The sequence below is a fragment of the Zetaproteobacteria bacterium genome (assembly GCA_003696765.1).
Lineage (GTDB): Bacteria > Pseudomonadota > Zetaproteobacteria > Mariprofundales > J009 > RFFX01.
This window is the reverse complement of the sequence record RFFX01000023.1, coordinates 1-6372: the sequence shown is the minus strand read 5'-3', so window position 1 is coordinate 6372 and position 6372 is coordinate 1. Positions and strand designations below refer to the sequence as shown.

Annotated in this window: 4 protein-coding genes; 3 read left to right on the top strand and 1 reads right to left on the bottom strand. The window is 67.5% G+C overall.

Annotation, left to right across the window (positions count from 1 at the left end; genetic code table 11):
• Window positions 1-245 precede the first annotated feature (245 nt).
• Genes clpP through D6682_02365 form a run of 3 tightly spaced genes read left to right on the top strand, consistent with a single transcriptional unit; the run spans window position 246 to window position 4505 of the window.
• A complete protein-coding gene (clpP, locus tag D6682_02375; protein RMH52254.1) occupies window positions 246-851 on the top strand; it encodes an ATP-dependent Clp endopeptidase proteolytic subunit ClpP in 606 nt (201 codons plus the stop codon).
• 4 nt (window positions 852-855) lie between these two features.
• Entirely contained in the window at window positions 856-2100 is a 1245-nt protein-coding gene (gene clpX, locus D6682_02370) for an ATP-dependent Clp protease ATP-binding subunit ClpX (GenBank protein ID RMH52253.1), read from the top strand.
• Between the two features lie 2 nt (window positions 2101-2102).
• Entirely contained in the window at window positions 2103-4505 is a 2403-nt protein-coding gene (locus D6682_02365; protein ID RMH52252.1) for an endopeptidase La, read from the top strand.
• 38 nt (window positions 4506-4543) lie between these two features.
• On the opposite strand, the gene rho is transcribed toward D6682_02365, so the two are convergent.
• Window positions 4544-6085 (bottom strand): transcription termination factor Rho, encoded by a 1542-nt coding sequence (gene rho, locus D6682_02360; protein RMH52251.1) that lies wholly within the window; start codon window positions 6083-6085, stop codon window positions 4544-4546.
• Between the last annotated feature and the right edge of the window lie 287 nt (window positions 6086-6372).

Genomic DNA, 6372 nt, shown 5'->3' with positions numbered 1-6372 from the left:
GTTTGTAAGGGGATCGAAGACCGCGCTCTTCGATCCCCGTCAAGCAAAAAGTCCACGGATGGACTTTTTGCGGTTCCATCGGGTATGATGGTTTCGCAAGAAAGCATCATCGCGGCCACGGACGGCCGCGCAAATCCGGAGGTTGCGCATGCAACCGATGGATTTGTAAGGGGATCGAAGACCGCGCTCTTCGATCCCCGTCAAGCAAAAAGTCCACGGATGGACTTTTTGCGGTTCCATCGGATATGAACCTCATCCCCATGGTGGTGGAGCGGACTTCACGCGGCGAGCGCTCCTACGATATCTACTCCCGGCTGCTCAAGGAGCGGATCGTCTTCATCGGGGGGGCGGTGGACGACCACCTGGCCAATCTCGTGATCGCCCAGCTGCTCTTCCTCGAGTCGGAGGGGCCGGACAAGGATATCTTCCTCTACGTCAACAGCCCCGGGGGGCTGGTCTCGGCCGGGCTGGCCATCTACGACACCATGCAGTACATCCGGTGCGACGTCTCCACCCTCTGCGTCGGTCAGGCGGCGAGCATGGGGGCGGTGTTGCTGGCCGCCGGCGCCAAAGGCAAACGTTTTGCGCTGCCCAATGCCCGGGTGATGATCCACCAGCCGCTCGGCGGCTTCCAGGGGCAGGCGACCGACATCGCCATCCACGCCCGGGAGATCATCAAGCTCAAGGAGCGGCTCAACCGCATCCTCGCCCGCCATACCGGGCGGTCGCTGAAGAAGATCTCCGCCGACGTCGAGCGTGACTACTTCCTCGACGCCGGCGAGGCGAAGGAGTACGGGTTGATCGACGAGGTGCTGGAGCGGCGTCCGGACGAGAAGGACGGGCAGGAGTAGCGCGATGGGCGGCAAGGATTCGACCCTCTACTGCTCGTTTTGCGGCAAGAGCCAGCACGAGGTGGTCAAGCTGATCGCCGGGCCGACCGCCTTCATCTGCAACGAGTGCGTCGAGCTCTGCAACGACCTGATCGCGGAGGAGGAGGGGGCCGCCGGCAAGGAGAAAGGTCGGCGGGGCGACTGCATGCCGCGCCCGGCCGAGATCAAGGCCCATCTCGACGACTACGTCATCGGTCAGGAGGAGGCCAAGCGGCTGCTGTCGGTGGCGGTCTACAACCACTACAAGCGGATCTCCCATCTCGGCGACGGCGGGGTGGAGCTGGCCAAGAGCAACGTGCTGCTCATCGGTCCGACCGGTTGCGGCAAGACGCTGCTGGCCCAGACGCTGGCCAAGGCGTTCGATGTCCCCTTCGTCATGGCCGATGCCACCACCCTGACCGAGGCGGGCTATGTCGGTGACGACGTGGAGAACATCATCGTCAAGCTGGTCCAGGCGGCCGACCACCAGGTGGAGAAGGCGGAGCGCGGCATCGTCTACATCGACGAGGTGGACAAGCTGGCCCGCAAGGGGGAGTCGGCCTCGATCACCCGCGACGTCTCCGGCGAGGGGGTGCAGCAGGCGCTGCTCAAGCTGATCGAAGGGACGGTCGCCTCCATCCCGCCGCAGGGGGGGCGCAAGCATCCCCAGCAGGAGCTGCTGCAGGTCGATACCACCAACATCCTCTTCATCCTCGGCGGCGCCTTCGACGGGCTGGAGAAGATCGTCGAGGCGCGCACCAGCCGGCGCTCCATCGGCTTCAACGCCGACGTCCGTCCCGACGAGGAGCGGGAGATCGGTGCATTGCTGGCCCAGGTGGAGCCGGACGATCTGGTCCGTTTCGGGCTGATCCCCGAGCTGGTCGGGCGCATGCCGGCGGTGGCCGCCCTCCATCCGCTCGACCGCGACAGCCTGCTGCGCATCCTGGTGGAGCCGAAGAATGCGCTGACCAAGCAGTACAAGACGCTGCTCGCCTACGACGGAGTGGAACTCTCCTTCACCGACGAGGCGTTGGAGCGGATCGCCGACAAGGCGGTGGAGCGCAAGACCGGCGCGCGCGGTCTGCGGGCGATCATGGAGTCCGTGATGCTCGACGTGATGTATGAGGTGCCGGGGATGAATGGAGTGGAGAAGTGCATCATCGGCGCCGAGGTGATCGACGGCAGCGCCGATCCGCTCTACCTCTTCCGCTCGGAGGAGGAGGCCGCCTGACCATGAGGAGCCTCGACGACTATTACCGGAGCAAGGGGCTGCCGGCGCTGCCGCTGCGCGATCTGGTGGTCTTCCCCCACATGGTGGTGCCGCTCTTCGTCGGCAGGGAGAAGTCGATCGCGGCGCTGGAGGAGGCGGCGGCCAGCGGCAAGCCGCTGCTGCTGCTCACCCAGCGCAACCCCGAGGAGAACGATCCCGAGCCGGAGGGGCTCTACCCAGTCGGGACGCTGGGAACGGTATTGCAGCTCCTGCGCCTGCCCGACGGGAGCATCAAGACCCTGATCGAAGGGCGGGCGCGTGTGGCGCTGCGCGCGCTCACCGACGACGGTCGGGTGTTGCGCGGCCAATGCGCGGAGCTGCCCGCACCGGAGGAGGATGCCGACGAGATCGCACGGGTGGCCCGGACGGTGATCCAGCGGCTGGAGGTCTACGCCAAGGTGGACGAGCAGTGTCCGCAGGAGCTGCTGGTCGCCGTCCGATCGATGGAGCAGCCCGACCGCCTACCCGACACCATCGCCGCCCATCTGCGCTTGAAGATCGAGGATCAGGTGCGGCTGTTGCAGACGCCGTCGGTACTGGAGCGGCTGGAGCTGATCTACGGCATGCTCGAGCAGCGCATCGAGATGATCGAGGTCGACCGGCGGATCCGTTCGCGCGTCCGGACACAGATGGAGAAGCGGCAGCGCGAGTACTACCTGACCGAGCAGATGCAGGCGATCCGCAAGGAGCTCAACCAGGGTGAGGATGCGGAGCTGGAGCGGCTGCGCGAGCGGGTCGCCTCCTGCGGGCTGAGTCGCGAGGCGCGGGAGAAGGCCGAGAGCGAGCTGCGTCGGCTCGAGCTGATGCCGGGGATGAGCCCCGAGGCGACGGTGGTGCGCACCTACATCGAGTGGCTGGTCGATCTGCCGTGGAAGCGGCGCAGTCGTACCGTGCGCGATCTGCGCCGGGCCGAGGCGGTGCTCGAGCGGGACCACTTCGGGCTGGAGAAGGTCAAGGAGCGGATCCTGGAGCAGTTGGCCGTGCTGCAGCGGGTCAAAAAGCCGCGCGGCTCGATCCTTTGCTTCGTCGGCCCGCCGGGGGTGGGCAAGACCTCGCTCGGCCGCTCCATCGCCGAGGCGACCAACCGCAGGTTCGTTCGGATCAGCCTGGGGGGTGTGCGTGACGAGGCGGAGATCCGCGGCCACCGCCGTACCTACATCGGCGCCCTGCCGGGCAAGGTGATCCAGGCGATGAAGAAGGCGGGGCGGCGCAATCCGGTGATCCTGCTCGACGAGATCGACAAGCTGGGCGCCGATTTCCGCGGCGATCCGGCCGCGGCACTGCTCGAGGTGCTCGATCCGGAGCAGAACCACGCCTTCAACGACCACTACCTCGAGGTCGACTTCGACCTCTCCGAGGTGCTCTTCATCACCACGGCCAACAGCATGAACATCCCCTACGCCCTGCGCGACCGGATGGAGATCATCCGCATCTCCGGCTACACCGAGCCGGAGAAGGTGGAGATCGCCAGGCGCCACCTCATCCCGCGGCAGCAGCAGGCGCACGGCCTCAAGCCGGGGGAATGCACCATCGCGCCGGAGGTGCTGCCCGAGCTGATCCGCCACTACACCAGCGAGGCCGGGGTACGTGCGCTCAACCAGGTGATCGGCAAGTTGATGCGGCGGGCGGCGTGGAAGCTGGTGCGCGGCGATGTGCAGGGGTCGATCACCATCACGCCGGATCGACTCGAGGAGTATCTGGGGGTGCGCAAGTACCGCCACGGTCTGGCCGAGAAGGAGGATCAGGTCGCCGTGGTCACCGGCCTGGCCTGGACCGAGGTGGGGGGCGAACTGCTCCAGATCGAGACCGCGCTCACCCCGGGCAAGGGGAAACTGACCGTCACCGGGCAGTTGGGCGACGTGATGCAGGAGTCGGTGCAGGCCGCCTTCACCTACGTCCGCGCTCGCGCCGCCCAACTGGGGTTGAAGCAGGATTTCCACCAGAAGGTCGACATCCATGTCCACGTTCCCGAGGGGGCGGTGCCCAAGGACGGCCCCTCCGCCGGGCTGGCCATGGCCACTTCGATGGTCTCGGCGCTGACCGGGATCCCGGTGCGGCGGAACGTCTGCATGACCGGGGAGATCAACCTGCGCGGCAAGGCGCTGCCCATCGGCGGCCTGAAGGAGAAGCTGCTTGCCGCGCAGCGCGGCGGGTTGGAGGTGGCGCTGATCCCGGAGCTCAACGCCGACGAACTCAAGGAGGTACCCGAGACGGTACGCAAGGGGCTGGAGGTGCGGCTGGTCTCCGGGATGGACGAGGTGCTGCGCCACGCGCTGGTGCGGCTGCCGCAGGGGTTCGTCCGGCCGGCGCCCTCTCTGCCGGCGCTTCTAGCCGACCTGCACGAGGTGGCCCCGACCACCCATTGAGCCTTCGCCCCGCCGGAGTGCGGCGAGGCGCGGGGTGGTCAGGAGTTCATCTGATCGAAAAACTCCTGATTGCACTTGGTCTTGCGCATTTTGTCGAGCAGGAACTCCATGCTGTCCACCGTGCCCATCTGGGAGAGCAGCTTGCGCAGCACCCAGATGCGGGAGAGCTGGTCGGCCGGGGTGAGCAGCTCCTCCTTGCGCGTCCCGCTGGGGGCGATGTCGATCGCCGGGAAGATCCGCTTCTCCACCAGCTTGCGCGACAGATGCAGCTCCATGTTGCCGGTCCCCTTGAACTCCTCGAAGATCACCTCGTCCATCTTGCTGCCGGTGTCGATCAGCGCGGTGGCGATGATGGTCAGGCTGCCGCCCCCCTCGATGTTGCGCGCCGCGCCGAAGAAGCGCTTCGGCCGCTGCAGCGCGTTGGAGTCGACCCCGCCGGAGAGCACCTTGCCCGATGAGGGGACCACGGCGTTGTAGGCGCGGGCCAGCCGGGTGATCGAGTCGAGCAGGATCACCACGTCGCGGCCGTGCTCGACCAGCCGCTTGGCCTTCTCGATCACCGTTTCGGCCACCTGCACGTGGTTCTTCGCCGGCTCGTCGAAGGTGGAACTGACCACCTCGCCTTTGACCGACCGCTTCATGTCGGTCACCTCCTCCGGCCGTTCGTCGATCAGGAGTACCATCAGGACCACCTCGGGGTGGTTGCGCTCGATCGAGTGGGCGATCGACTGCAGCATCACCGTCTTACCGGTGCGGGGCGGCGCGACCAGCAGGCCGCGCTGTCCCTTGCCGATCGGCGCGATGATGTCGATCACCCGGCCGGTCCGGTCCTTGCAGGCGGGATCGTCGATCTCCATCCGCAACCGCTCGTCGGGATAGAGGGGGGTGAGGTTGTCGAACAGCACCCGCCGGCGCGCCTCCTCGGGGGGGACGCCGTTGACGCTGTCGATCGACTTGAGCGCGAAGTACTTCTCGCCGCGGCGCGGCGGACGGATCTCCCCGACGACGGTGTCCCCCTTGCGCAGCAGCATCCGCCGCACCTGCTGGGTGGAGACGAAGATGTCGTCGGGTCCGGCCAGGTAGTTGACATCGACCGAGCGCAGGAAGCCGTAGCCGTCGGGCAGCGTCTCCAGCACCCCCTCGCCGAAGATGGTGCCGCCGCGGCGGGCGTGGGCGCGCAGGATGGCGGAGAGCTGCTCCTGCTTGCGCATGCCCACCGCGTTGTCGATGCCCAGGCTCTCGGCCTTGAGCAGCAGCTCGTTGGGCGACATCGCCGCCACCTCGCGCAGGTGGAGCGAGATGCCGGCCAGTTCGTTGCTCCCCTCCTCTTCATCGTCGCGCTCCTGAGCGGCGGCGCGGCGGCGCCTCCCTTTGTCGCGTCGGCCGCGGCGCCGGCCGTTGCGCCCTTCACCCTCTTCCTCGCGCCGCTCCCTGGCGGAAGGGGCCTCCTCCGTCGACGGGGCGAGATCCTCCTGTGCTCCCGCCTCCCCCGTTCCGGGTGCGCGCTCCGCCTCCGGCGGCTCCTGCGGGGTATGGGCGCTCTCTTCTTCTCGTGTTGCGGTACGCTCCGCTGTGGTCATCTCGGGATGCTCCGGAATATGGATTGTGTCGGTCGCCGTGATCTGGACCTTCGGCGACGGGGTGGAATCGTCTGTTGGGGGTGGATCGGCGCCGACCGGACCGGCGCCGATCGGCCGCGGAAACGGATGGTATCGATCGCCGCCCGTGGGGGGGGAAGTGGTCCGCGCACGGGCCTGCCGGTGGAGCCTCCGGCCGCGGATCGGATGGCTTCCGGCCGGAAGGGGGGCGAACGGGGCGACGCTCTTCCGCCGCCGACCGCTTGGCCGCAACCCTGCCTGCGGCCGTG

What these genes read in the sequence shown, in the direction of transcription:
- clpP (RMH52254.1), top strand. Translation starts at nt 246, where the DNA reads ATGAACCTCATCCCCATGGTGGTGGAGCGGACTTCACGCGGCGAGCGC.
- clpX (RMH52253.1), top strand. Translation starts at nt 856, where the DNA reads ATGGGCGGCAAGGATTCGACCCTCTACTGCTCGTTTTGCGGCAAGAGC.
- D6682_02365 (RMH52252.1), top strand. Translation starts at nt 2,103, where the DNA reads ATGAGGAGCCTCGACGACTATTACCGGAGCAAGGGGCTGCCGGCGCTG.
- rho (RMH52251.1), bottom strand. Translation starts at nt 6,085, where the DNA reads ATGACCACAGCGGAGCGTACCGCAACACGAGAAGAAGAGAGCGCCCAT.